Source organism: Silanimonas sp. (genome assembly GCF_027530345.1).
Classification (GTDB): domain Bacteria; phylum Pseudomonadota; class Gammaproteobacteria; order Xanthomonadales; family Xanthomonadaceae; genus Silanimonas.
On sequence record NZ_JAPZQK010000006.1, the window covers coordinates 231,316 to 253,948 of the forward strand.

At 70.2% G+C, this 22,633-nt stretch carries 21 protein-coding genes; 7 read left to right on the top strand and 14 right to left on the bottom strand.

Features of this window, described 5'->3' with window-relative positions; all coding sequences use genetic code 11:
- The first annotated feature begins 74 nt into the window (after positions 1-74).
- From O9255_RS04025 to O9255_RS04040, 4 genes are read left to right on the top strand one after another with little or no spacing between them, the layout of a single operon-like run.
- Complete coding sequence (locus O9255_RS04025) at positions 75-2,318, top strand: EAL domain-containing protein (RefSeq protein ID WP_297865548.1); 2,244 nt, start codon at positions 75-77, stop codon at positions 2,316-2,318.
- The gene (locus tag O9255_RS04030; RefSeq protein WP_297865549.1) at positions 2,315-4,306 is read left to right on the top strand and encodes a TonB-dependent receptor; all 1,992 of its coding nucleotides are present in this window, start codon (positions 2,315-2,317) and stop codon (positions 4,304-4,306) included. The genes O9255_RS04025 and O9255_RS04030 overlap by 4 nt, the downstream gene beginning before the upstream one ends.
- The gene (locus tag O9255_RS04035; RefSeq protein ID WP_297865550.1) at positions 4,303-4,860 is read left to right on the top strand and encodes a YfiR family protein; all 558 of its coding nucleotides are present in this window, start codon (positions 4,303-4,305) and stop codon (positions 4,858-4,860) included. The genes O9255_RS04030 and O9255_RS04035 overlap by 4 nt, the downstream gene beginning before the upstream one ends.
- Complete coding sequence (locus O9255_RS04040; RefSeq protein ID WP_297865551.1) at positions 4,857-6,830, top strand: ATP-binding protein; 1,974 nt, start codon at positions 4,857-4,859, stop codon at positions 6,828-6,830. The genes O9255_RS04035 and O9255_RS04040 overlap by 4 nt, the downstream gene beginning before the upstream one ends.
- Positions 6,831-6,849: 19 nt before the next feature.
- Here O9255_RS04040 and O9255_RS04045 read toward each other — a convergent pair whose 3' ends face one another.
- From O9255_RS04045 to O9255_RS04070, 6 genes are all read right to left on the bottom strand, one after another.
- Positions 6,850-7,188, bottom strand: a complete 339-nt coding sequence (locus O9255_RS04045) for a hypothetical protein (RefSeq protein ID WP_297865552.1) — start codon at positions 7,186-7,188, stop codon at positions 6,850-6,852.
- Positions 7,181-7,930 carry a J domain-containing protein gene (locus O9255_RS04050; RefSeq protein WP_297865553.1) on the bottom strand — a complete coding sequence of 250 codons (750 nt, stop codon included), beginning with the start codon at positions 7,928-7,930 and terminating at the stop codon, positions 7,181-7,183. The genes O9255_RS04045 and O9255_RS04050 overlap by 8 nt, the downstream gene beginning before the upstream one ends.
- Positions 7,931-7,937: 7 nt before the next feature.
- Positions 7,938-8,699, bottom strand: coding sequence for a hypothetical protein (locus O9255_RS04055; protein WP_297865554.1), 762 nt, complete (start codon positions 8,697-8,699; stop codon positions 7,938-7,940).
- Positions 8,700-8,718: 19 nt separating this feature from the next.
- On the bottom strand, positions 8,719-9,315 hold the full coding sequence (gene folE / locus O9255_RS04060; RefSeq protein WP_297865555.1) for a GTP cyclohydrolase I FolE: 597 nt from the start codon (positions 9,313-9,315) through the stop codon (positions 8,719-8,721).
- 74 nt (positions 9,316-9,389) lie between these two features.
- The gene (locus O9255_RS04065; RefSeq protein ID WP_297865556.1) at positions 9,390-10,640 is read right to left on the bottom strand and encodes a TCR/Tet family MFS transporter; all 1,251 of its coding nucleotides are present in this window, start codon (positions 10,638-10,640) and stop codon (positions 9,390-9,392) included.
- A gap of 71 nt (positions 10,641-10,711) precedes the next feature.
- Positions 10,712-11,320 (bottom strand): pyridoxamine 5'-phosphate oxidase family protein, encoded by a 609-nt coding sequence (locus O9255_RS04070; protein WP_297865557.1) that lies wholly within the window; start codon positions 11,318-11,320, stop codon positions 10,712-10,714.
- 121 nt (positions 11,321-11,441) lie between these two features.
- Between O9255_RS04070 and O9255_RS04075 the strand changes: the two genes are divergently transcribed.
- Positions 11,442-11,825 (top strand): DUF393 domain-containing protein, encoded by a 384-nt coding sequence (locus O9255_RS04075; RefSeq protein WP_297865558.1) that lies wholly within the window; start codon positions 11,442-11,444, stop codon positions 11,823-11,825.
- A 1-nt stretch (position 11,826) separates the two neighbouring features.
- Here the strand turns inward: O9255_RS04075 and O9255_RS04080 are convergent, their stop codons facing one another.
- On the bottom strand, positions 11,827-13,017 hold the full coding sequence (locus tag O9255_RS04080; protein ID WP_297865559.1) for a class I SAM-dependent rRNA methyltransferase: 1,191 nt from the start codon (positions 13,015-13,017) through the stop codon (positions 11,827-11,829).
- 56 nt (positions 13,018-13,073) lie between these two features.
- Positions 13,074-14,222 (bottom strand): GGDEF domain-containing protein, encoded by a 1,149-nt coding sequence (locus O9255_RS04085; protein WP_297865560.1) that lies wholly within the window; start codon positions 14,220-14,222, stop codon positions 13,074-13,076.
- 87 nt (positions 14,223-14,309) lie between these two features.
- Between O9255_RS04085 and O9255_RS04090 the strand changes: the two genes are divergently transcribed.
- Positions 14,310-15,101, top strand: a complete 792-nt coding sequence (locus tag O9255_RS04090) for a rhomboid family intramembrane serine protease (protein ID WP_297865561.1) — start codon at positions 14,310-14,312, stop codon at positions 15,099-15,101.
- Positions 15,102-15,104: 3 nt separating this feature from the next.
- Here O9255_RS04090 and O9255_RS04095 read toward each other — a convergent pair whose 3' ends face one another.
- The 6 genes from O9255_RS04095 to O9255_RS04120 all read right to left on the bottom strand — a co-directional run bounded on the left by O9255_RS04095 (position 15,105) and on the right by O9255_RS04120 (position 21,574).
- On the bottom strand, positions 15,105-16,361 hold the full coding sequence (locus tag O9255_RS04095) for an ABC transporter permease (RefSeq protein ID WP_297865562.1): 1,257 nt from the start codon (positions 16,359-16,361) through the stop codon (positions 15,105-15,107).
- Positions 16,358-17,578, bottom strand: coding sequence for an HlyD family efflux transporter periplasmic adaptor subunit (locus O9255_RS04100; RefSeq protein ID WP_297865563.1), 1,221 nt, complete (start codon positions 17,576-17,578; stop codon positions 16,358-16,360). The genes O9255_RS04095 and O9255_RS04100 overlap by 4 nt, the downstream gene beginning before the upstream one ends.
- The gene (locus tag O9255_RS04105) at positions 17,575-19,515 is read right to left on the bottom strand and encodes an HlyD family efflux transporter periplasmic adaptor subunit (RefSeq protein ID WP_297865564.1); all 1,941 of its coding nucleotides are present in this window, start codon (positions 19,513-19,515) and stop codon (positions 17,575-17,577) included. The genes O9255_RS04100 and O9255_RS04105 overlap by 4 nt, the downstream gene beginning before the upstream one ends.
- The gene (locus tag O9255_RS04110) at positions 19,499-20,176 is read right to left on the bottom strand and encodes an ABC transporter ATP-binding protein (RefSeq protein WP_297865565.1); all 678 of its coding nucleotides are present in this window, start codon (positions 20,174-20,176) and stop codon (positions 19,499-19,501) included. Before O9255_RS04110 ends, O9255_RS04105 begins: the two co-directional genes overlap by 17 nt.
- A gap of 83 nt (positions 20,177-20,259) precedes the next feature.
- Complete coding sequence (locus O9255_RS04115; RefSeq protein WP_297865566.1) at positions 20,260-20,799, bottom strand: hypothetical protein; 540 nt, start codon at positions 20,797-20,799, stop codon at positions 20,260-20,262.
- 328 nt (positions 20,800-21,127) lie between these two features.
- Positions 21,128-21,574 (bottom strand): Lrp/AsnC family transcriptional regulator, encoded by a 447-nt coding sequence (locus tag O9255_RS04120; protein WP_297865567.1) that lies wholly within the window; start codon positions 21,572-21,574, stop codon positions 21,128-21,130.
- Between the two features lie 126 nt (positions 21,575-21,700).
- Here O9255_RS04120 and phhA point away from each other — a divergent pair, with 126 nt between their 5' ends.
- Positions 21,701-22,591, top strand: coding sequence for a phenylalanine 4-monooxygenase (phhA, locus tag O9255_RS04125; RefSeq protein WP_297865568.1), 891 nt, complete (start codon positions 21,701-21,703; stop codon positions 22,589-22,591).
- Positions 22,592-22,633: the final 42 nt, after the last annotated feature.

A 22,633-nucleotide genomic window follows, 5' to 3' on the forward strand; every position in this document is an offset into this window, starting at 1 on the left:
GTGCGGCGGTTGTGGGACGTGGCTATCCTAGGACGCTGCCGGGATGCCTCCCTGCGGCACGTCTGGGGAAAGGCATGAGCCACGATCGGCCCGAGGCCGGCGACGACAGCCTGGTGTTCGCGCAGGAAGCCGGAGAACCAGGCTCGCCCGAACGCGCCGCATGGACGATCCTCGTCGTCGACGACGAGCCCGATGTCTACGCCGCCACCTGCATGGCCATGCGTGGCGTCGAGATCCTCGGGCGCCCGCTGCAATTCCTGCACGCCGAATCCAGCGCCCAAGCCTACGGCCTGCTGCGGGCCGAGCCCGATGTCGCGGTGATCCTGCTCGACGTCGTCATGGAATCGGAGAGCGCCGGCCTCGATCTCGTGGCGCGCATCCGCAACGAGCTGCAGCTGCACAAGCCGCGGATCATCCTGCGCACCGGCCAACCCGGCTACGCGCCGGAGATGCAGGCGATCCGCGATTACGACATCAACGATTACCGCATCAAGAGCGAACTGACGCGCACCCGCCTGTACACCGTGCTGACCTCGGCGCTGCGCGGTTACCAGACGCTCTCGGCCGTCGAGGCCACGCGTAACGACCTCGAATACCTGCTCAAGGCGCAGACCGAACTCCTCGCCGCCAACACCATGCCGGCCTTCGCCGTCGGCCTGCTCGAGCGCCTCGCCGGCCTGTACGGCCTGCCGGCGCACACGGTGTTCTGCAGCGACGGCCGCCGCGTGCACGAAGCCGACGACCAGCGCCGACGCGTGGTCGCCGCGCTCGGCCGCTACGCCGACTGGTCGTGGCGCCGGCTCGATTCGCTCGGCGCCGAACCGGAAGTGCGCGCCATCGAGCTGGCCTTCAGCACGCGCCGCACCGTCACCAGCCCCTGCGGCATCGCCGTGTACCTGCCGTCGCGCACCGGCGCCGACGCGGTCGCCTTCCTCGGCGCCGACGACCTGCCCGCCACGCACGACCCGCGCGTGTTCGACATGTTCGTGCAGAACACCACGGTGGCCGCCGACGGCGTGCGCCTGGTCGAGCGCCTGCGCGATGCCGCCTACGTCGACGGACTCACCCGCCTGCCGAACCGCTCGGCGCTCGCCGAGACCATCGACGCCGCGCTGAAGACCCCGCCGGACGCGCCGCAGCGGCTGCTGCTGATCGACGTCGACCAGTTCTCCGAGATCAACGAGACCTTCGGGGACCGCATCGGCGACGCCCTGCTTCGCGGCGTGGCCCAGCGGCTGATGGCCCAGGCCGACGCCAGCGTGCGCGTGGCGCGCGTCGCCAACGACACCTTCGCCGCCTTCGGCCCGCGCGACCTGCTGGTACCGGCCGAATGGGCCAAGCGCCTCGACGAGCCCTTCGACGTCGAGGACCTGCAGATCGGCCTGTCGGCGTCGTTCGGCGGCGTCGAACTGGTGAACGACTGCGTCAGTGGCGGCGAAGTCATCAAGATGGGCTACTCGGCGCTGAAGCGCGCCAAGCAGACCGGCCATCGCTCGGTCGCGTTCTACTCGCACGAGGTCGCCACCGAGATCAAGGAACGCACGCGCCTGCTGCACGGCCTGCGCGCGGCCTTCGACCAGCAGCGCCTTTTCCTGATGTACCAGCCACAGGTCGAGGCGCGGAGCGGCCGCACCGTCGGCCTCGAGGCCCTGATGCGCTGGCGCTCCGACGACGGCCGGCTGGTGCCGCCCGACCGCTTCATCCCGATCGCCGAGCAGTCCGGCCTGATCAAGGACCTCGGCGCTTGGGCGATGCGCAGCGCGATCCATCGCGCCGCCGCACTGCGCGACGCCGGCCATCCCCTGCGCATGGCCGTCAACGTCTCGATGAGCCAACTGCTGGTGCCCGGCTTCGAGATCATGGTGGCCGAGGCGCTCGCCGACGGCGGGCTGCCGGCGGAACTGCTCGAGATCGAGATCACAGAATCCGTCGCGATGCAGTCGCCGGACATCGTGCTGCCGCGGCTCGCCGCGCTGAAGCAGCTCGGCGTCTGCGTCGCCATCGACGATTTCGGCACCGGCTATTCCTCGCTCTCCAGCCTCGAGAAGCTCGCACCCGAGCGCCTGAAGATCGACCGCAGCTTCGTGATGGGCCTCGACGCCGATACCGGCGGCGGTAGCCTCGCCGAGATGATCATCGAACTCGGCCGAGCGCTGGGCCTGAAGGTGATCGCCGAGGGCGTCGAAACGCCGACGCAGCGCCAACGCCTGATCGAGCTCGGCTGCGACGAACTGCAGGGCTACCTGTTCTCGCCCCCGCTGCCCATCGAATCGCTCGGCGAATGGCTGGCCAAGCACGGCGAGGGTTTCGCCTTGTGAGCCCGCGCTGGGTGCTGCCGATCGCCCTCGGGTTCGGCGCGACGGCCGCGCAGGCCCAGCCGTCCGCCGACGAATTGCTCGATCTCGAGCTGCAGCAGTTGCTTGAGCTGCCGGTCAGCGTGGCCAGTCGCGGCGAGCAGCGCAGCGCCGATGCCGCAGCGGCGGTGTTCGTCATCGACCAGGCCACATTGCGGCGCTCCGGCATCCAGCGGCTTCCCGATGCCTTGCGACTGGTGCCCGGCCTGCACGTGGGCAAGTGGGACGGCAACAAATGGGCCATCGCCAGCCGCAATGCGATGAGCCGCTTCACCAGCACGATGCTGCTGCTCGTTGACGGCCGTCCGGCCTACACGCCGCTCTTCGGCGGCGTGCGCTGGGAGACCTTCGACCTGCCGATCGACGAGATCGAGCGCATCGAGGTGGTGCGCGGTCCGGGTGGTCCACTGTGGGGGGCAAACGCCGTCGACGGCATCATCTCCATCGTCACCCGTCGCAGCGACGCCACGCTCGGGCAACGCATCGCCGTTGGCCTCGGCGAAGGTGATGTCGAACGGTTCGCCGAAGCCCGCACTGGGCACCGCCTCGGCGACTGGACGTGGCGGCTCGGCCTGCGCTGGATGGATTCCGCCCCCGGGCTGCTGCCACCGATCGGCCAGAGCGCCTGGACGGCGCCGCGTGCCGTGGGCGACGAGGGACGCGACGAGGGACGGTTCCGCACGGCCATGCTGCGTTTCGACAGTCCTGAGGACCGCCCCGGCGGCGCCCTGACGGCCTGGCTCGGCCACCGCGAGGGGCGCTTCGTCGACCAGCGCCTCGTTGGTGGGCTGCCGCGCGACAACCTCAACTGGTTCGACCTCGACTACGCGGCCGGCGAGTGGCGCCGCGGCCTCGCCGACGGCCAGGCGCTGGCGCTGCGCGCCAGCCTGCAACGGCTCGACCTCGGCGACGCGACGCTCGAGGACACGCAGCGGGTGGTCGACGTCGACCTGCAGCACAGCGGCACCCACGGGCGCCACGCGTGGACCTGGGGCCTCGGCTACAACCATTACCGCAGCGAAACGCGCACGCCGCAGCGATCGGCGACACCGCCCTGCACCGGTTGCTTCGGCGCCGAGCCGCGAATCGGCACCGATGCCAAGCGCAGCGTGTTCGCGCAGACGCAGTCCGACCTCGGTCGCGGGTGGACGCTGATCGCCGGCGCCAAGGTCGAGGATTCCTGCAGCATGGACTGGGACACGCAGCCGACCGTGCGGCTGCGCTGGCAGCCCGGCTTCGGCGGGACGTTCTGGGGTGGGTGGACGCAGGCCCTGCGCTCGTCCACGCGCCTCGAGCGCGATGGCGCGCTGTTCAACGTGCCGGCCAACCTCGCTCCGGCCTTCGGCTGCCGGCGCTACGAAGCCGGCACCTGCGTCATCGGCAATCCCGCTCAGGCGCCCTGGCAGGTCGAGGTGGCCGAGCTGGGCTGGCGCCAACAGCTCTCTCCGGCGTTCTCGCTCGACGCCACGGCGTTCAAGAGCCGCTACGCCGACCTAGCGACCATCCCCGGCTCGCGGGTGCGCGACCGCGTCCACGGTGTCGAGTTGGTGACGCAGTGGCTGCCCTCGGAGCGCTGGTCGGTGGATGCGTCGCTGACCTGGCACCGCGGACGTGACCGCTTCATCGGCCAGCCCGGCCGCATCGACACCTTCTTCCTGCCCGAGCTGAGCGGACAGGTGCACGTGCAATGGTCGCCGGCCGACGCCATCGACGTCGACCTGCGCTGGTGGCGCAACGACGACCGCGCGACGAATTCGGCGCGCATCGGCGTGCTGCCGGGCGAGGACCGCATCGACCTGCGGCTGGCCTGGCGCCCCGCACCGGGCTGGGAAACGGCGCTCGCCATCGGCAATGCGAACGACCCACGGGCGGTCGAGTACCTCGAGAGCCTGCGGGTGAACACCGCGCTGCCACGCAGCATCACCTGGTCCGTGGCATGGAGCCCGCCATGACGCGGGCCCGGGTTCGATCGATCGCCGGGATGCTGCTGGCGCTGGTGCTGGCACCTGCCGCCCATGCCAGCGGCGCGGCGGACGAGTACGCGCTGAAGGCCGCATTCCTCTACAACTTCACCCGCTTCGTCGAGTGGCCGCCGGACGCCTTTCCCTCCGGGGACGGGCCCTTCCGCATCTGCGTGTTCGGCACCGACCCGTTTGGCGCCCGCTTGGACACCCTTGCCCGGCGGCGCGTCGGCACACGCGCCATCGAAATCGCTCGCCCTACGGCCCTCGCCGACCTGCCGCGCTGCCAGATCGCCTACCTCGGCGTGGGCACGCCGGACGCGATCGAGGCCGCCGCGATCGGCAACGCCGCCCCCACCACGCTCACCGTCGCCAGCGACGCCGCCTTCGCCCGCGATGGCGGCATGGTGGCGCTCGTCACCGCCAGCGGCCGCGTCAAGCTGCACGTCAATCTGGCGAGCATCCGTCGTTCGCCGCTGCGCTTCAGCGCCAAGCTGCTGGAGGTTTCGGAGGTGCGGCACGGCGGCAGCGGTGGCGGCCGGTGATCCGCGGCCTGCGCACCCTGTCGATCCGGACGCGGCTGCTGGCCGTCATCGGCGCGGTCACGCTGCTGGCAATCACCACCTTCGGCGCCATCGCGCTGGTGAGCGAGCGCGACGCGGCCCGCGATGCGCTGGGCTCGGAGCAGGCGGCGCTGGCGACGCTGGTGGCGAACCGCAGCGCCGCCGCCCTGCTCTTTGGTGATCCGTCGCTGGCGCAGGAGAACCTCGATGCACTGAGCGGCATCGCCCACGTGCAAGCGGCCTGCCTGTACGACAACGAGGGTCGTCTGTTCACCGGCTACACCACCGCCGACGTCACGGCCTGTCCGCAGACGCGCAGCGCCGCCGGGGTGGTGCCCGGCGGTTCGCTGGTGGTCGAGGTGCCGGTCGAGCTCGACGAGATCGTCGGTTCGCTTTCGCTGCGTTCCAGTCTTGGCCCGGTGGAGGCGCGCCTGCGCGAACAGGCGGAGACCTGGGCGGCCGCAGGCGCGGTGGGCGCCGTCCTCGCCCTGGTGCTCGCCGCCCTGCTGGAGCGGCTGATCTCCGGCCCGATCCGGCGCGTCAGCGCCGTGGTCGAGTCGATCGACACCAGCAATGCGCAAGGCCGTCGCGCGCCCGTGGAGGGCGACGACGAGGTCAGCCACCTCGCCGAGGCGTTCAACCGCATGCTCGACCGCCTCGATGAGCAGACCCGCGGCCTCAAGCTGCAGGCGGAATACAACGAGGTTCTGTTCAAGCGCTCGCCGCTGCCGGTGATCGTGGTCGATCCGCGCGCGAACTGCATGGTCGACTGCAACGAGGCGGCGGTGGCCATCTATGGCTGGGGCAATCGCGATGCCACGCTGAACACGAATGCGGCCGATGTCTCCACGCCATTGCAGTACGACGGCACGCCGTCCGAGCAGGCCAGCGTCCCCTACACCGTGGCGGCCCTGGCCGGCCAAGCCCAGGTCTATGACTGGCGCCATCGCCGCCCCGACGGCACGGAATTCGATGCCGAAGTGCACCTGACGCGCTTCGGGCCGGAAGAGGCCCCGCTGCTGCTGGCCAGCCTGTTCGACGTCACCGAGCGCAAGGCCGCCGCCGCCGCCCTGCAGCGCCTGAACGAGGCCCTGGAATCGCGCGTGGCCGAGCGCACGCACGACCTCGCCGCATCGAACGCCGAGCTCTCGGCGACGGTGGAGCAGCTCCGCCGCGCCCAGGTCGAACTGGTGCGCAGCGAACGCCTCGCTTCGCTGGGCTCGCTCGTCGCCGGCGTCGCCCACGAACTCAACACGCCGCTCGGCAGCGCGCTGCTGGTGGCCACCACGCTGGGCGACGGCATCGAGGAGCTGCGGCGCAAGCTCGACACCGGAGAGCTGAAGCGCTCGACGCTCGACACCTTCCTCGAGCAGCAGGCCGAAGCGCAGGCGCTGATCGTCCGCAACGCGCGGCGCGCCGCCGAGCTGATCGGCCGTTTCAAGCAGGTGGCGGTCGACCAGACCTCCGAGCAGCGTCGCCGCTTCGACCTCGCGGAAGTGGTGGACGAGATCATCGGCACGCTGCAGCCGCGGCTGCGCAAGACGCCGCACCAGGTGGTCGTCGACATCGCCCCGGGCCTCGCGATGGACAGCTACCCCGGGCCGCTGGGCCAGGTGGTGACGAATCTCGTGCTGAACGCGCTGCTGCACGGCCTCGGCGACCGCCCCGGCGAAGTGCGCGTGGTGGCCAGCCCGCTCGACGCGGATCACGTGGCCTTGAGCGTCAGCGACGACGGCGTGGGCATCCCGGCCGAGCACCTGCCGCGGATCTTCGATCCGTTCTTCACCACCAAGCTCGGCGAAGGCGGCAGCGGCCTCGGCCTGCACATCGTCTACAGCCTGGTGCAGCGCAGCCTCGGCGGTCGCATCGACGTGGAGAGCCGCTCCGGCCACGGCGCGCGCTTCACGGTGGTGATGCCGGTGAACGCGCCGAAGAGCGCCGAAGCGGGCTGAGCGCCCGGGCCGCGGCGGCTCAGCGCTTCAACAGGCGATGCCACCAGCGCGCACCGCGCTTGTGGGTCGACGCCGACGGCTTCGCCAACGGCTCGGCCGGCAGGTCGGGACGCACGAGATCGCTGTCGGCCAGCGCCTGTGCCCAGGCGCCGTCCTCCATCAGCAGTTCGACGCGCCAGTCGCGCAGCCGGCGCGCCACGAGGTACACCGCGTCGTGCGCGGCACGGCGGTCGGGGTCGAGCAGCACGGCCTTCGCGCGCTGCGCGAGCTCGCGGTCCTTTGTCGCGCCGATCGCCCGCTTCAGGGCGGCCTCGTCGGCGCCGAAGCCGAGGCCGAGGCGTTCGTAGAGGTCACGCATCGTCGTCGTCCTGAAGGCGCTTCCACGCCTTCTGCACCGCGTCGAATCGCTCCGCAGACGCAGCCTTCGCGGCCTCGTCGGCCTGCAGTTGGCGATCGGGATGGTGCTGGCGCGAGAGCTTCCGCCAAGCGGCCTTGATCGCGATCGGCGTGGCGTCCGCCTTCAGGCCGAGCACCAGCAGGGCATCGCGGCGCTCGGCGTCGGCCTGCGCGGCCTTGCCGGCATCGGCCTCGCGGGCCTTCTGGCGCGCGGCACGGGAGCGCGCGACGGCTTCCGCCGCCTCGAAGAACGCCGGGTCGGAGAGATCCGCCGGTGCCTCGAACTCGAAGCCGAGCAAGGCCTCAAAGCGCTCCGGCAGCAGCGAGGCCGGCGCGGCGAGCAGGTCGGAGAGGAAGATCAGCGCATGGCGCTCGATCTGCGAGATGCGGCCGTCGGCCGCGGCCACGCGAATGTAGAGGTCGAGCAGCGAGACGGTGCGCTTCGGCGAGCGTTGGCCGCGGAGGAAGCGGAACAGCTTCGGCAGGTCCTTCGGCATCGCATCGGCGGCGAAGGCCTCGGCGATCTCCTGCAGCGGCACGCCCTCGGGGTCGTGCGTCAGCGCGAGGCCGACCTCATGGAACTCGCGCGCATCGAGCGGTCCATCGAGCACCGCCAACCATAGCGCGGAGGCACGGATGCTGTCGGAGAGCCGCTGCGGGCTGTCCTGCAGGCGCTGCACCAGCCCGGGCGCGGTGCCGTTCAAGCCCGCCTCAGACGTGGGCGTCAGGGTTCAGCAGCAGGCCGGCCAACCAGCTTTCGCCGCGCTCCAGCAGCTCCACCGGCGTGTACTGCCAGCCGGTGACGATCATCGCTTCGGCGACGGCGAACTCGCGTTGCGGCTTGTTGAAGCTGCGTTCGCCGGCTTTCACCATCTCAAGCACGAAGGCCGGAGGCGGCACCGCCTCGGGATCCGCGGCGCCGGCCATCACTTCGGCGACGCTGCCGAGGTTGGCACCCTGCCCCTTCACCAGAGCTTCGACACGCGCCAAGGCCGTGGCCTGCGCATCGCCGGTTTCCTCGACGTGCGGGGCGGCGGCGGCCAGGGTCTTGCAGATGGTGTTGAGCTGGCCGGTGGCCTTCATGCGCGCCAGCTTGGCGGCGCCGGCGGCGCCTTCCGCGGCTTCGAGATCCTGCTGCAGGCGCTCGATCTCGGCATTGGCGTCGGTGGGAATGCCGTGGTCGAGCAGGCGCAGCACTTCCTTCTGCAGCTCCGCGTACAGCGACGGGTGGCTCGACTTCAGGTTGCGCGCCACCATCTGCCACGCGTAGGCCACCTGCTGTCCGCTGCGTTCGGACGGCGCAGGCGGGCCGTCGGGCTTCTCCGCGCCGGGCGCCGGCACGCCGATCCCCGTGCCCAGCATCGACAGCGCGGTATCCAAGCGGTGGCACAGGTCGGATTGGTCGAACTGTCGCATCGCCTTTCGGAGCTCGATGCGGCAGTCGATCAGCAGGGGTCGGAGGGGCAGGTCCATGCCCGCATTCTAGCCACGCTCAGCGGCGATGGCCGCCCACTTCGACGAAGGCGAGGAACTCGGCGCGGGTGCGGGCGTCGTCACGGAACAGGCCACGCATGGTCGAGGTCACCATGCTCACGCCGCGGGTGTGAACGCCACGGGTGGTCATGCACTCGTGGCTGGCCTCGATCACCACGCCAACGCCGCGCGGTTGCAGCACGCGCTCGATGCAGTCGGCGATCTGCGCGGTGAGCTTCTCCTGCACCTGCAGGCGGCGCGAATACGCCTCGACCACGCGGGCCAGCTTGCTGATGCCGACCACCTTGCCACCCGGGAGGTAGCCCACGTGGGCCTTGCCGATGATCGGCGCGAGGTGGTGCTCGCAGTGGCTCTCGAAGGGGATGTCGCGCAGCACGACCATCTCGTCGTAACCCTCGACTTCCTCGAAGGTGCGCGCGAGGTAGGCGTCCGGGTCGAGGCTGTAGCCGCTGAACCACTCGCGCCAGGCGCGCGCGACGCGCAGCGGCGTGTCGACGAGGCCTTCGCGCGCCGGGTCGTCGCCCGCCCAGCGCAGCAAGGTGCGGACGGCCGCCTCGGCATCGGTGCGGGTGACGCGATCGGCGTCGTCGCTCATGGGAATCTTCACGCGGCAGGGGACGGATTCACACGGTAGGCCCCGCCGCGTTCACACGGCGAGAAGTCCGGGCGTTACGCGGCCGGCGGCGACGCTCTGTTCGGAAGCAGCCGGGTGGCGCGATGCGCCAGCGCCCATGCGGCGCCGAGCAGCAACGCCGAAAACAGGAAGGCCGCACCCGGCAGGTAGGCCGGCGGATGCTCGCCGATGAACAGGCGGAAGATCGCCGTGAACAGGAAGGGCCCGAAGATGCCTGCCGTCGACACCAGCGAGGCGAGAGAGCCCTGAAGACGACCCTGCAGCGAGGGGTCGATGCGCTGCGTGACGAGGCTCTGCGTGGCCGGGCCCGCGAGACCCCACAGGGCCAACAGCGGTACCGACAGCAGGAACAGCGCGCCGGTCGGCGCCACGCCCATCCACGCGAAGCCGGCGATGCCGCTGGCCAGCCCGATGCCCACCGCGCGGCGCTCGCCGATGCGCGGCACGAGTTTCCGCACCAGCACCGCCTGCACGAGCGCGTTGCAGATGCCGACGAGGCCGAGCGTCAGCCCGACATCAAGCTCGCTCCAGCCGTAGCGGTAATCGGTGTACAGCACGTACACGCTCGGCAGCACGTAGTGCGCGAGTTGCGAGAGAAACACGACGCCCGCCAGCCCGAGCACGCCGGGGGCCGAGGCGAGCAGCCGCAGGGCGCCGAGTGGGCTGGCCCGACGGACGTCGAAGCGCGCACTGCGCTTCTCCACCGGCAGCGATTCCGGCAGCACGAAAAAGCCGTAGAGGAAATTCGCCAACGACAGGCCGGCCGCCAGCCAGAACGGCAGGCGCACGTCGATCTCGCCCAGCACGCCGCCGAGCGCCGGACCGAGCACGAAGCCGATGCCGAAGGCCGCGCCGAGCATGCCGAACGCTCCGGCGCGTTTGTCGGCGGGCGTGATGTCGGCGATGTAGGCATTGGCGGTGCTGATCGACGCCGAGGTGATGCCGGCCAGCACGCGGCCGAGGAACAACAGCGGCAGCGTGTTCGCCACGGCCATCAGCACGAAGTCGAGGCCGAGGCCGAGGTTCGACAACAGCACGACCGGGCGGCGACCAAAGCGGTCGGAAAGCGCACCCTGCACGGGCGAAGCGAGGAACTGCGACAGTGCGAACACGCTGCCGAACACGCCGACCCACCACGCCGCGGTCTCGACCGAGCCGCCGACGAACTGCTTGATCAGGTGCGGCAGCACCGGGATGACGACGCCGATCGCAAGGATGTCGAGCGCGACGGTGATCCAGATGAAGACGAGGCCCGGAGGGCGTCGGGCCGGGGCGGCAGCGTCCACGCGGAAGTCCGTTCGAAGAGGACGCGCAGTGTAGCGCGGCGCCTGACGTCAGCCGTGCCGGGGCCACGCGTTCAAGGCACCAGCCACTCACCGCGCCAAGGCCCGAAGCCCACGCGCGAGAAGCGCGCCCGCCGATGGCCCTCGAACGCGAGATGCAGCCACTCCATCCGCTGCAACGGCACCGTCACCACGGCGAAGTTCGCGCGACCGGCCGCGCTCTCGGCTTCGTTCGGACGGTCTTTTGACAGATGCGCGGGTAATCCGCTGGTCGGCAGCGGCGCGGGAGTGCCGGGCGCGGCCTCGGCGAGGTAGCAACGCCGCGACATCAGCCCGGTGCGCTTCCACGCGAGCTCCGCGACCGCGTCGTCGTGGTGCAGCACGGCGCGGCCTTCGGCGCGCAGCTGGATGCTCTGCCCGTAGAAGCACAGCGCCACACGCGGGTCGCGCTCCAGCTCGGCCCACTTCTCGCTGCGGCGATCGGTGTGGAAACCCAGCACGCCGCGCTCGCGGTCGACCTGCCTCAGCACGACGTAGCGCGCGCTGGGGCCGCGCGGTGAACTGGTGGCCAGCACCGCCTGGTGGAAAGCCGAGTGCCGAAGGCGTTGCCCATCGGCGAGCTGGCTCCAGAGCTGTTCGAGCACGCTGGCGAAAGTGAGCGAGGGGGGTTCACGGCTGTCCATGCTTTCATTGGAACCGCGGCACCGTCGGCGGAGCGCGAAGCATCCTGCGGCCATTCGCATCCGCGAACCGTTCTCGACCGGCTTCACCGCGGCTGCGCGCGCGTTGCACCACGCTGCGCCCATGGATGCCCCTCCCTCCGAGAGCCTCGAAGTCTTCTTCGACGGCGGCTGCCCGGCCTGCCGACGCGAGATGGCGCACTACCGCGCGCAACCGGGGGCCGAAGCGATCCGCTTCACCGACGCGGCGCAGGAGCTCACGCGCCTCGCCGATGTCGGGCTTGATCCGATGGCCGCCATCGCGACCCTGCATGCGCGCGACGCCGACGGCACGTGGCACATCGGCGTGCCGGCCTTCCGCGAGATCTGGCTCCGCCTACCGCGCTACGCGCCGTGGGCGCGGCGCTTCGCGTGGGCCATTGATTCGCGCGCGCTGGCTTGGGCCTACGCCGTGTTCTGCCGGCTTCGGCTACCGCGGCGCTGCCGCGACGGCCGCTGCCCGGCCTGATTCAATCCAGCACGCGGCAGAACGCGGCCTTCAAGTAACGGCTTTCCTGCACATGGGCGAGCCACGGATGGTCGGCGCCGGCGCCGGCCACCTTGATCACCTGCACGGTGCGGTTCGCGTAGAAGGCCGCGCGGCGCAGCATGTCGAGGAACTCCTCCTCGCTCACCAGGCCCGTGCAGCTGAACGTGGCGAACAGCGCCCCCGGCTTGCACACGCCGAGGGCCAGCTTGTTCATGTCGAGGTACTTCTTCAGCGCCGGGATCACCTGCTCGCGGTCGCGCGTCATCTTGGCCGGGTCGAGGATCACCACGTCGTAGGCCTCGCCGCGCGCAGCGGCGTCGCGCAGCCACGGGAAGATGTCGGCGTGGATGAAGCGCGTCTTCGTCGCGGCGGCCTGCGCGTTGAGCTTGAGGTTCTGCTTGGCGATGGCGATGACGTCCTCGTCGATGTCGACACCCACCACTTCCGACGCGCCGCGCGCCGCGGCGTACACAGCGAAACCACCGGTGTTGCAGCACAGGTCAAGCACGCTGCGACCCTCGACCTGGCGCGACAGCCACTCGCGGTTGTCGCGCTGGTCGGCGAAGAAACCGGTTTTGTGCGCGCTGCCGGGGGCGGCGCGGAACTGGATACCGTGCTCGGTGATGACGACGGGCTTCGGCGCCTCGCGCTGGTGCAGGTCGAAGCTCTCCTGCTTCTGCACGTGCTCGTCGGCGAACCACCAGAACGTGCAGCCCGGGAACTGCGCTTCAAGCGCGGCGAAGATCCACTCGCGGTGGCGGAACGCGCCGGCCGAGAAGAACTCGACCACGAGCAGGTCGCCGTAGCGGTCGACCACGAGGCCGGAGATGCCGTCGCCCTCGGAATGCACCACGCGCCAGGCATTGCTGACCGCGTCGAGCTTGAGCAGGTCGCGGCGCAGGGCCACGGCGGCGGCGATCTTCGTGCGGAACCAGGCTTCGTCGATGGCCTCGTCCGGGTCGGTGGTGAGGATGCGCAGCGCGATGCGCGAATGGCCGTTGTAGAAGCCGCGGCCGCACCAGGTGCCGTCGCGATCGTAGACCTCGACGATGCTGCCGGGCCTCGGCTTGGTCGGCGGCTTCTCCACCATCTTCTGGAAGATCCAGGGGTGGTTCGAGCGGCGCTCGATCTTGAGGCGGACGGCGGGGGTTTCGGCGGAGGCAGCGTTCATCCCTGCATTGTACGCGCGGCCCGCGGAGCCCCGGCTCGACGGCCCGAACGGGCCGCTCAATCGGCCAAGACGACGCAGTTCCGGCCCGCGGCCTTCGCGGCGTACATCGCGCGGTCGGCGACGTGCAGCAGCCCGGCGAGCGAGCCCGCATCGCCACGTGCCACCACGCCGACCGAGACGGTCACCGACAAGGGGCCATCCTCAAGAACGACCGGCGTCTCGGCGATGTCGCGGCACAAGGCCTCGGCGCGTCGATGCGCTTCCTCGAGGCTGGTATCAGGCATCAGGAGCACGAACTCCTCGCCACCGAGCCGGGCGACCACGTCCTCGGCGCGTGTCGCATGACGCAGGCGCTCGGCCAGTGCGACGAGCACGGTATCGCCGGCCTCGTGCCCACGGGTGTCGTTGATGTGCTTGAAGTGGTCGGCATCGATGGCGACGACGGCGACCTTCCGGCCGGGTTCGAGCAGCAGGGCGTCGCCCCTCCGCTGGAGCTCCCGCCGGTTGGCCAGCCCGGTCAGTGGGTCGGCGATGGCCAGACGATGAAGTTCGCGCTGCAGGCGCTCGTTGATCATCAGCAGGAAGCCCAGCGTCGACACCAGCGGAGCAAGGTTGGACAAGGTGAAGACGAGGCTCTGCATCACCGAGGCCTGCATCATGTGGTCGACGCCCCAAGCGCTCATCTGCACGACGGCGCGCGCCAGCAGGATGAGCATGGCGGCCACCATCGAGACGCCGACGACGTGGTAGGCCATGGGCTGCGGACGCGGCGCGTGGATCCAGAGCACGCGGGCGGACTCGGCGAGCACCGCGGCGACGAGCAACGCCCCCAGCACCAGGCGCGCCGTCAGGCTGGGCCAGATCCAGAAGAAAACGACGCTCACCGCCACCTGCAGCAGTGGCAGCGGCGCATCGCGCCAGCGCAGCACCGGAAGGCGAAGGAAGGCGCGGAGTGCGAAAAGCAGGCTCTGGAAGCCGAGGAACAGGGCGAGGTTGCCCAGTACCACCGAGGCCGCGTCGGGGACGTGCCCGCGCGCCGCGATCAACATCCAGCCGGTGGCCAGCAGGCCGATGCCGAGAGTCCAGTAGCGCAGCTCCTCCCGTGACTCCCGCGGGAAGTCGCGTATCACCGCGGCCAGGGCGATGAAGGTGAGGACGCTGAGCACCGTGGACAGCACGGCGATGGTGCGCAGATCGAGTTCCATGCGGGCCTCGCCGGAGAAGCACGATGATAGGCCCGGTGGGCGTGCCGCGCCGCTTGTCCCCGATCGGACCGCCCCCATGTTCGCGGGATGGACCCTTTCGTCACCGCCCACGACCCGGCCGAACAATCACGCGCGCAGCGCCAGCGGGTGCGCTCCCAGCTCTTCCGCTGGCTGCTGTTCGTCGTGCTGCTGGGCTTCGTGCAGATCGCCACCATCGCCTGGCCCGCGCTCTCCTCGTGGGCGGTGGTGCCGCTGACCGGGCCCGGCCTTGTCGGCCTGGTGACGGCGCCACTGCTGCACGCCGACTGGGGCCACCTGTTCTCGAACGCGCTGGGCCTCGTGGTGCTCGGCACGCTGGTGGGGACGGTGTACCCGCGCTCGGCCTGGCGCATCGTGCTGGCCGCGTGGGTGGGCGCCGGCGTGTTCACCTGGTTCATCGGCCGGCCGTCAGTACACCTCGGCGCCTCGGGCCTGGTGCACGGCCTGTTCTTCGCGCTGTTCACGCTGGCCTTGCTGCGCCGCGACCGCCCCGCCGTGGTGGCGGCAATGATCGCGATGATGCTGTTCGGCGGCATGCTGCTGACCGTGCTGCCGCACGAGTGGCGCATCAGCTGGGAGATGCATGCCGGCGGCGCGCTGGCAGGCATCATCGCGGCCTTCGTCTGGCGCCATCGCGACCCGCCCCCGGCGCGCAAACTGTATTCGTGGGAGATCGAGGAGCTGCAGGCGCAGGCGCTATCCGAGGCGAAGGCGCTGGATGAAGCCGCCTACGAACCGGACCGACCGCGCGAGGTGCCGGTTTTATGGGTTCGGCCCGAACGCACGGACGACCGCGGCACCGTGCTGCCCTTCCGTCGCCCCGACGACGGCCCGCGCTGAGGCTCAGTCGGTCCGCAGCGCGGCGATCGGGTCGAGCTGCGCGGCCTGTCGCGCGGGGTAGACGCCAAAGCCAAGGCCAACGACCGTGCAGGCGAACACGGCGCCCAGCACCGGCAGCGGCGCCCAAGCCACCTGCCAACCGGCCAGCGCGGCGATGGCGTAGGCCAGCAGCGCACCGAACACGAGGCCGAGCACCGCACCGGCGGCGCAGATGGCGGCGGCCTCGCGCAGGAAGCGCGCGACGATGTCCTCCTGGCGCGCGCCCAGGGCACGCAGCAGGCCGATCTCGCGGCGCCGCTCCAGCACGTTGGCCAGCATGATGTTCATGATGCCGATGCCGCCCACGAGCAGCGAAACGGCGGCGATCGCGCCCATCACCACCCGGAAGATGCGCTGCGTCTGCTGGTGCTGGCGGAACAGCTGCGCCGGCACGACGAGGCGGAAATCGTTGGCGCCGGCATGGCGCTCGCGCAGCAGGGCCGAGAGCGTGCGCGCGCCGGCTTCGATGCCCTCCGGCGATTCGAGGCGCACCAGCAGGCGATCGAGCTCGTCCTGCAGCGGCGGGCTGGCGAAGCGCGTCAGCGCGGTGGAGAGCGGCACGTAGACGCGGTTGGTCTCGAGCCCGAGCTGCACGCCTTCGAAGGCCTCGGCGGAGAGGTCGCGATCGACCAGCACACCCACCACCTCGAGCCACACGTGGTTCACCTTCACCAGTTGGCCGACGGCCTCGCCGTCGGGGAACAGCGTGCGTGCCGCCTGGTGGCCGAGCACCGCCACCGGCGCGATGCGACGTTCGTCCGAGTCTTCCAGCGCCCGGCCCGTGGCCACCTCGAGCGAAGAGAGGGCGAAGAACGAAGGCGTGACGCCCACGGCCTGGGCGTCGGACGCGGCATGGTCGCTGGCGACGGCGTCGGTGCGAAGGCGCTTTTCCGCCGCGCTGGACTGCGCCCCCGGCACCACGGCGAGCGCGGCGGCGGCATCGGCGCGGGTGAGGCCGAGGCTGCGTTCGCGCAGCTCGCGCAGCGCGGTTTCGTCGGTGGGCGCGCTGGCTTCGACGACGAGATTGTTGAGCCCGAGGCCTTCCACGAGCCGCAGCGCTTCGCGACGGCTGCCCTCGCCAACGGCCTGCATGGCGACGATGGCGCCGACGCCGAAAACGAGGCCGAGCAGGGTGAGGCCACTGCGCAGCTTGCGCCGCGAGAGCTCGTCGAAGGCTTCGCGCCAGCCGAGGCGGTCGAACAACATGTCGCGGCGGATCATGGCGTGGCCTCCGTGGCCGGTTCGGGCTCGGCCAGCACCACGGCGTCGCCGGGCGCGAGGCCCTCGAGCACTTCCGAGCGGGCCGGCCCGCGCACGCCCAGCGTGACCGGGCGCGATTGCGCTTCACCGTCCACCCAGACGCGCACCGAGGTCTGGCCGGCGTCGCTGCGCACGGCGAGGTTGGGCACGCTCAGCGCCGCGTCGGCCGACTTCAGCCGCACGCGTGCCTGAAACGCTTGGCCCGGCACCCACGCGTGCCGGGCGCCGATGTCGGTCGGCACCGCGACCTTGAAGGCGAGGTACTTGATCGGGCTGTTGCGCGAGGTCGCGCGCGGCGCGCTCGCCAGCCAGCTGATCGGCGCTTCGAAGGCCTCTTCCGGCCGACCCGCGGGGTGCAGTTCGACCGCCTGCCCGACGGCCAGCACCTGCGCCTCGATCTGCGGCAGGCTCAATTCGACTTCGAGGCTGCGGCTGTCCGGCAGGGTGGCGAGGTCATTGCTCGCCCACATCTGCGCGCCGATCTGCGGCTTCTCGCCACCCCAGTTGGTGGCCAGTACGAACACGCCGTCGTGCGGCGCACGCAGCTCCAGCGCGCCGAGGTCATCCTCGCGCGTCTTGACGCCCATCGCCACGGTGTCGCGCTGCGCCGACAGCACCTGCAGCTCGGCACCGCCGCGCTCGGCGCTCTGATCCTTGCGCCAGTCGAGCACCTCGCGCTTCTCGCCGAGGTAGCGCTCGTCGGCCACGGCGTCGAGGACCACGTTGCGCGCGATGGCCGCGAAGTCGGCTTGGGCATAGCGCGAGGCGATGGCGAGCTGGCTCTGCACCTGGGCGATGTCGACGTCGAGGCGACCCACGCCGATCTCGAGCTCCGCCTGCTTGGAGGCCTGCGACAGCGCATTGCGCTCGAGGTTCAACAGGGCCTTGTCGAGTTCGAGCTGCGTCTGCTCGGCACCGAAGCGCGCGACCACGTCACCGGCTTTCACCGGGCTACCGTCGGGCACCATCCACACCAGCTGGCGCTGCGCCCAGTTCTGCCCCGGCACGACGAGCTTGGTGGCCTTCGCCGCCTTGAGCTCGCCCGAGGCCTCCACCCAGAGTTCGAGCGGCGCGGGCTGCAGCACTTCCAGCGCCGGGGTCGCCTCCGGCGCGTCGCCGCAGGCGGACAGCGCGGCAAGACCGGCAAACAACGTTGCGAGGCGGAGGGAGCGCGTCATGGCGCGGCCTCCGTGGCTTCGAGTTCGACACCCACCGCCTGGCCGGGACGCAAGCCCGCGGTATCGCCCTCGAGCGAGAGTTCGACATCGATCACCGGAATCGGCTGGCGGCGCGACTTGTTGCGCACGGCGCTGCCGATGCGCGTCACGCGCGCGTCGATCTGCCGGCCGGCGCCGCCTTCGACGCGCACGCGCGCCTTGGCGCCCACCGCAAGGCGCATGAGCTCGCGCTCCGGCGCGGTGGCGCGCACGAGGAGCGTCGCCGGGTCGGGGATCTCGGCCACGGCCTGGCCGATGAACACCTGGCTGCCGACCTCGAAACGTTCGCCGCGCCAACCGGTCCGGAGGACGAGGATGCCGTCGCGCGGGGCCTTCACCTGCAACTCGGTGACGGCGCGGCCGAGGGTCGCGACTTCGGTTTCCAGCTGGGTCAATTCGGCCTCGACCAGCACGCGTTCCGCGGCGCGCTGGGCGCGGCCGGCGGCGTAGCGCTGCTCGAACAGCGCATCGCGCTGCTCGGCGCGGCTGCGATCGATAACAAGCTTGCGGTACTCCACCGAGCGCAACAGCTCGGCCGGCTGTTCGGTCTTGCGCTCGGCCTTGATGCGCTCGGCGCGCTGCTCCTCGAGCGTGAGGGCTTCGGTGCGCTCGCGCTCCGCGAGGTCGAGCAGAAGGCGCTCGCGTTCGCTGCGCTTCTCGCGCCGCTTGCTCTCGGCCTCCTGTAGGCGGCGCTGCACTTCCGCGCCATCGAAGGCCACCACCACATCGCCGGCCTTCACCCGCGAACCGTCGGGCGCCATCTGCGTCACCTGGTACTGCCACTGGTTCTCGACCGCCGGTGGTGCGATGGCGTCGCTGCGCGCCGCGGCGATCTCGCCCTCCAGGCGCAGCGTGCCGGCGGTGTTCGCCGCGGCGGCGGTGCCCGGGGGCGCGGCGGCCGGCGCGGCGTCCGCGATCGGGGCGCCGGCCTCGATGCGCGCGCTCATTCCGGGCTTGAGGGCCAGGCCAACGGACCCTTCGAGGGTCACTTCGACGGTGAAGTAGCGGCCGCTGCCCCACTCGGCCTTCGGCTCAGGCGCACCGGCGATGCTGGCGATGCGCCCGGTCAGCGCTCGGCCCGGCAGCGCATCGAAGCGAACCTGCACCGCCTGGCCGGACCGCAGGCCGGGGCGGTCGACTTCGAGCACCCAGGCGCGCACGGCGAGCTCGCCGGCACCCACCACTTCGCCGATGGCCATGCCGGGATTCGCCGAAGCCCCAACCTCGAAGCGTTGGCCACTCCACGGATGGAAGCCGAACACCGCGGTACCGGCCCGGGTGGCGCGCTGCTCGGCGCGGGCGATCTGCCGCTCGGCGAACACGAGGTCGGCCTCGAGCTGGGCCACTTCCAGCGCGCCGTCGCGCGCGCGGCGCTGCACGCCGGCTTCGGCGCTGGCGAGCTCCTGGCGCTTCAACACGATCTCGCGACGGGCGCGCTCGGCTTCGCCCTGATAGCGGTCGTAATCGATGCGCGCGAGGTAGTCGGCCGGGATCGCCGCATCCACTTCGGCCTTGGCCAGCGCGGCCTCGGCGTCGACCAGCGCGAGTGCGGCGTCGACGCGGCGCACGTCGAGCTCGGCGCGCTCCTTGTCGATGCGGGCCTTCGCCAGCGCGATCTGCGTCTTCAGCGCGTTGATCTGCGCGGTGGCCGCGCCGGGATCGATGCGCACGAGGACGTCACCGGGCTTCACCGCGCCGCCGTCCGCGGCGAGCTGGCGCAGCACGACAGGATTGCTGTTCGACATCGGCGCGTAGATGGTCTCGGCGTCCGAGGAGCGCACCACGCCACTGAGCATCACGCGGCGCGCGTCGTCGGCCGCGTCGGCCTGCGCATGGACAGGGGCCATGTGCAGCAGGGCCGCCATCGCGAGGAGCAGGGACCTACTGGCGCTGGTCATCGTCCACCTTGCCGTCTTTCATGCGCACCTGCCGCGGCAAGCTGGCGGCCAGCGCCATGTCGTGGGTCACCATCACCACGGTCTGTCCCGCGGCGTGCAGTTCATGCAGCAGCGCGAGGATGTCGGCCGCGCTCTTGGAATCAAGGTTGCCGGTGGGCTCGTCGGCGAGCAGCAGGGCCGGCTCGAGCACCAGCGAACGCGCGATCGCGGCGCGCTGCATCTGGCCGCCCGAAAGCTCCGAGGGCCGGTGTTCCATGCGTGCGCCAAGGCCGACGCGCTCCAGCAGTTCGCGGGCGCGCGCTTCGACATCGTGGGCGAAGGGCGTGCGCGAGAAGCGCATCGGCAGCAGCACGTTCTCGAGCACCGTCAGCCGCGGCATCAGGTGGAAGCTCTGGAACACGAAGCCAATGCGGCGGTTGCGCAGGTCACTCAACTGGCCGTCGTCGAGGCCGGCAACATCGGTGCCTTCCAGGAGGTAGTGGCCGGCGTCGGGGCGGTCAAGGCAGCCGAGCACGTTGAGCAGGGTCGACTTGCCCGAGCCCGACGGGCCGGTGACGCCGACGAACTCGCCGCGCTCGATGGTGAGGTCGACGCCGTCCAGGGCGTTCACTGTCTGCCCGCCGGTGCGGTACCGGCGTGCAATGTCCTTGAGTTCGATCATGGAGAGCGAGGATGCCGATGGGCGCGTGATGGTCGCAGCGAGACGGGTCTTTCGGGCTTGGATCGTATCCCTCGGACAGCGACCTACCGGGCGTTCCGAGTTACAACCTCAGCATTGCCGTTCGAGTCGATAGTGAAAACGAACCGCCAAGCCAAACGAACCGCAACAGGCGTGACCGAGAGCGCACCTGTGCATTCATCATCTGAGGTCTCGGCAGCGTCAGCTGTCTCGAATTCACACACGGCCGCAGCAAAGTACGGCCAGCGCTCGAGAGTATCCAGAATGCTTTTCCTCATGGCGTTCAAGGATTCGGACTGCTCTAGAGCGCAAGGTTCTCCCGGAAATCTCTCAAACTGTACGTCTTGAACGTCGCCCTCGTCCGTCACGGTGTACGAGACGCAGAGTGTCACCGCTGTGCCAGTCGGCAATTCATGGTGTTCCGGGAAAGCGGGCAGCGGCAATGGACCAATTTCACCCGGCAACAAAAACTTTTGGTTTGATGCAACCGAAACCTGCTTTGCTCCAACTGGAAGATTCGCGTAACCCTCGACACGGAGTGCGTCGTGGCGGCAACCGGCGATCATAAGCAGTGCGACAAGAAGAAACACAGTGGGAAATCGCATCGGCATCTCTGGTGTTGGAAGCAGCGACCCGAAATCGGGTCGCTGCAGGCGCACTTACTCCAGCGGTCCAGTCTCAGGCAGCTTTTCGCAAGTCACCACTCTGCCTTTCGCTTCACAAGACCAACCGGGGGGTGAGGGCACGGGTCCATCCGGTAGCGTCGGCGTGGAATCTTCTGCGAATGCCGAAGCTGACGAGAGAAGCAGACCAGCTAGTACCAATGCTCGATAGTACGATTTCATTGATCATCCTTTTTCAAGAGCCGCTTTTTTGCGGCAACGCACCATCCCCCCCCCTGCACTTTTGTCAACCGGCGGATGGGCCTCTGCGTTACTTCACCGCACGCAGCACGAAGCTCGAATTGACGTCGGCCACCTGCCCACCGGCCAGCAGGCGGTCGAGCAGGAAGCGCGAGAAGTGCTCGAGGTCCTGCACCCGGACTTCGATCAGGTAGTCCATGTCGCCGGTCAGCGCGTGGCAGCGCTCCACTTCGTCCCAACCGTTGATGCTCTCGGCAAAGCGGGCGATGTCGGCGGCACCGTGGCTCTTCAACTGCACGCGCACGAAGGCGCGCAGGTTCAGACCCAGCTTCGAGGGATCAACCTCGGCGCGGTAGCCGGTGATCACTCCGTCCGCCTCGAGACGCTGCACGCGGCGCAGGCAGGCGGAAGGCGACAGGTTCACGCGTTCGGCCAGCTCGACATTGCTCAGCCGCCCTTCCGCCTTCAGGGCGCGCAGCAGGGCGAGGTCGGTGCGGTCGAGCGTCGTCGTCTGCATGTTCGTTTCCTCACTGCCAAGCCGTGCGCACGATTATTGCTCAATTGGCGCCGATTCCTGCAACTTCGCAAGCCTGTTGCGCCCGTGCGGCGCCACAATAGGCGCCCCTGCTTCCGGTCACCTGCCATGAACGCCCAGCCCCGCCGCGTCGAACACCTGCAGACCGACAAGGGCAGCGTGCCGGTCTACACCACGGCGGTGATCGAGCAGCCCTGGTCGACCTACAGCGCCACCGACCATGCGGTCTGGACGCAGCTGTTCCGCCGCCAGCGCGAGCTGCTGGTGGGCCGCGCCGACGACGAGTTCCTGCGCACGCAGGACGCGATGGGCATGGGCGAGGACCGCATTCCGAAGTTCGACGAGCTCAACCGCATGCTGCGCGCGCGCACCGGCTGGGAGCTGATCGGCGTCGAGGGCCTGCTGCCCGAGCTCACCTTCTTCGAGCACCTCGCCAACAAGCGCTTCCCCGTCACCTGGTGGATCCGCACGCCGGAGCAGCTCGACTACCTCAGCGAGCCGGACCTCTTCCACGACCTGTTCGGCCACGTGCCCCTGCTGATGAATCCGGTGTTCGCCGACTACATGCAGGCCTACGGCCAGGGCGGCGTGCGTGCGCACGGCTTCGGGCCCGAGGCGCTGGCGCAGCTGACGCGCTTGTACTGGTACACGGTGGAGTTCGGCCTGATCAACACCGCCGCCGGGCTGCGCATCTACGGCGCCGGCATCCTCAGCTCGAAGGGCGAGTCGGTGTACTGCCTCGACTCGGCCGCGCCGAACCGCATCGGCTTCGACCTCGAGCGGATCATGCGCACGCGATTCCGCATCGACACCTTCCAGAAGACCTACTTCGTCATCGACAGCTACGAGCAGCTGATGGAGGCCACGCGCCCGGACTTCGCGCCGATCTACGCGCGACTGGCCGGCCAGGACACCCTGCCCGCCGGGCTGGTTCTTGACCGTGACCGGGTGTTCACCCGCGGCAGCGGTGAAGGCTGGTCAAACGACGGCGACGTCTGACGCCGCGCACGTCGCCCGGCGGGCACCGATGGGTATGATCCG